This is a genomic window from Pseudoalteromonas fuliginea, assembly GCF_000690055.1.
In the GTDB taxonomy this organism is placed as follows: Bacteria; Pseudomonadota; Gammaproteobacteria; order Enterobacterales; family Alteromonadaceae; genus Pseudoalteromonas; species Pseudoalteromonas fuliginea.
This window is the reverse complement of the sequence record NZ_JJNZ01000124.1, coordinates 1-3,236: the sequence shown is the minus strand read 5'-3', so window position 1 is coordinate 3,236 and position 3,236 is coordinate 1. Positions and strand designations below refer to the sequence as shown.

The 3,236-nt window shown below is 38.5% G+C and carries 1 protein-coding gene; it reads left to right on the top strand.

Annotation, left to right across the window (positions count from 1 at the left end; genetic code table 11):
* A partial coding sequence (locus DC53_RS00475; protein ID WP_276202715.1) for a SpvB/TcaC N-terminal domain-containing protein occupies positions 1–3,236 on the top strand: 3,236 nt, incomplete at both ends.

Here is a 3,236-nt window from a genome sequence, read left to right as displayed (position 1 = left end):
CACTGTAAATAGTGTGAACGATGCACCAACGATCACAAATATAGCGAATCAGTCAACAAACGAAGACACCACAAAAGCGATAAGCTTTACAGTGGGTGATGTTGAAACAAGCACTTCAAGCCTTGCCCTTTCTATTGTAAGCAGCTCAAACACTTCACTATTGCCGACGAATAGTATTGTTTTTGGAGGGAGTGGCGCTTCGCGGACAATGAGCATGTCTCCGGTGGCGAATAAGTATGGGTATTCAGACATTCGTATCCGTGTTAAAGACAGTCACGGTGCGACGAGAGACGATACATTTAGGCTCACTGTAAATAGTGTGAATGATCGGCCACGTATTACTGGAGCTAATTCGATTAAGCTGTTGACTAATGAAAGTATCGGTATTGATTTTAGTGTTAGTGATGAAGAAACACCTTTGGGTTCTTTAAGATTGGATGTTGATGCTATGAATCCATCATTATTTAAAGAGCTAAAAGTTACTTTTATAAATGGAAAAGCCCACCTTGTAGTTGAAGCCTCAAGCCAAAGTGGAAGTACTAATATAGTTCTAAGGGTAACAGATGAGAATGAACTCGTTACCACTGAGTCTATAAGTGTATTAATTCAATCACCAATAGAATTAGCAACAGAGACCTCGGTTATTATTCCTTTAGATAAAGAGTCTACTGATATTGTAGCACCAGACTTTTCAGCAATTGGTGCAATTAAGGGGCAGGCTAGTGTAAGTGGTGGTGCGGCTACATATCAACTTCCGATTCAGCTTACCCCTGGGCGTTCTGGAATGCAGCCAGAAATATCATTAAATTATTCATCTCGTAGTGGTAATGGTATTGCGGGTGTTGGGTGGGCTCTTTCAGTTGGTTCTAGTATTACACGCTGCGCTGCAACTTATGCACAAGATGGGTTTACACAAAGTCCACAATATAATAGTAACGATCGGCTTTGTTTAGACGGCCAGCGTTTAATTGCTACATCGGGTAGTTATGGTAATTCAGGCACACAATACCGCACTGAAATTGATAGTTTTGTGCGTGTAACGCAAAGTGGTTCACTAAATGGCACATCTACGTGGTTTAAAGCTGAGTATAAAAACGGTCGAGTGTCATATTTTGGTAAAACAATTGACTCAAAAGTAATACATGAAGGTAGGACCGCTACTTATTCGTGGTTGGTTGAATATCAACATGATGCAACCGAGAATAATTATATTCATTATGACTATGCCTTATATGGAACTGCGGAGTTGTTGCTAGATCAGATTTCTTATACCGGTAGCTCGGTTAATAATAAAGGAGAGCAAAAAGTACAATTTATTTATGAGCCGAGAAATAAAATACACGAACGCTTTTCGTTTGGAGGTCGCTCAGTTGTTACACAACGACTCCACAAGGTTGATATTTTTAACGTTAATCAAAATGTTTGGAGTTATGAGCTAAATTACCAAAAGAGTACTGCATCGGGTAAAGAACTGTTAGATGAGGTTTCTCAATGTTTTAGCAATAATTATTGCTTACCTTCAACTTTATTTACTTGGAATAATACTCAAGAAGTATTAATGCTGGAGCCTTTAGGCGGGGAAAGTAACATACTTTATCCTAACGAAAAATCAATAAGCAAGGTTTTACCAAGAGGCGATGTAAATGGTGATGGCGTAAGAGATTGGTCAGGTTATTTTGTTAATGCTGAGGGGGACTTTAGCCACAACAATATAGCGTTAGATTCATGCCAGTTTAACCGATTTACACTTAGACATGAATGCAGCCAAGGGGATATTGACTTAGATGGAATAACTGATGAATGGTCAATTAAAAATCAAGAGTTAATGTTCGATTTGTCTAGTGAAGGATTAATTTCGACAAATATCGAAATGCCTCCTTCTTTAAAACCTGAATTAAGAGAAAGCCATATACGGCAAATTGCAGATTTTAATAATGATGGTTGGCCAGACATATTACTTTATATTGCAAGTGATGCCCCTAAAATTGAACTTTACTTGCATCAAAAAAATGTAAGCAGACCTTACGTTCGTCCTGAATTTAGCTTTAGTCTTACAAAAGGTACAGCTAGCGATTTATATACCACTGTTCTTTTAGATGACTATACAGTATTAGGTGATATTAGCGGCGATGGCACAATAGATATAATGCATGTTAGTACGGGGGCTAAAGATATTATTCCGCCATTACAGGCCCGCCCAAAAACATTACTTTTGGGTGATGATAATTATCAAAACGATCATGCCTTGCCATTTAGCGTTACCTTAGGAACGCTAAAACCTCAGTTAAGTATGTTTATTGACTTAAATGGTGATGGATTAACTGATTGGCTTGGGTGGGAATATAACGAAAATATTATTTCTCTTACTTATAGATTAAATAAAGGGGCATTAGTATTTACAGCAAAACATACCCTTAGTAACAATCTTATCGAAACGGTAGAGCAGAGGGTACTTTATAACGCTGGGGAGTGGATAACGCGAAGAGTACCTAAATATGGAAGAGGCTTTCTTATTGAAGATATTAACTATGACGGAATACCTGAACTATTGATGCCAGGTAAGCGGTTACTGACCCGCTGCACTTCTTTAGGTAGAAATCGTTTTTGTGGTGATCAGTTATATGGTGAATGGGAAACACGACCAGGAGATCGAAGCTCTTTAATCCCAATTGATAGTAGTTCACTCGATAAAAGTATTTATCAATTTGATGCATTACATTTTAGTCAAAATAGTGCCGGGGAGTTGAGTGTAACTAAAAGCGAAACAAATCTGGTGGGGAACCCATATGATTCAGCATTTGTTGATGCATACGGAACAGGCTTAAGAAGCTTAGTATTTAATCATACATCAGAGCCTGGGTTTTCTAATCAAGGAAATGCTGAGGGGACTTTTTCTGCATATACTGAACAATACGGTGTATTTATAAATCGTAATTACGGTACTGGTTCAGGAGTGAGCGGTCGTGATTATGCCCCTGTAGATCTTATGTTAGCAGCTAAAGATGGCCTAGGTAAAGAAGCCAAATGGCAGCAACGACCATTATCGAGTAGCAAAGTTGAATATGATTTACTGAGAAACAGCATTATATCAGAGCCAGGGTATATTAATTTTGCATCTAGCATGTACGTTGTGAATTCATTCCTGCAAAGTAATGGTTTGAACGACACGACAGAAACAGCGTATAGCTATGCAGGCGCTGTGTATAACCAGTTCGGCCGTGGTTTTATGGGCTTTA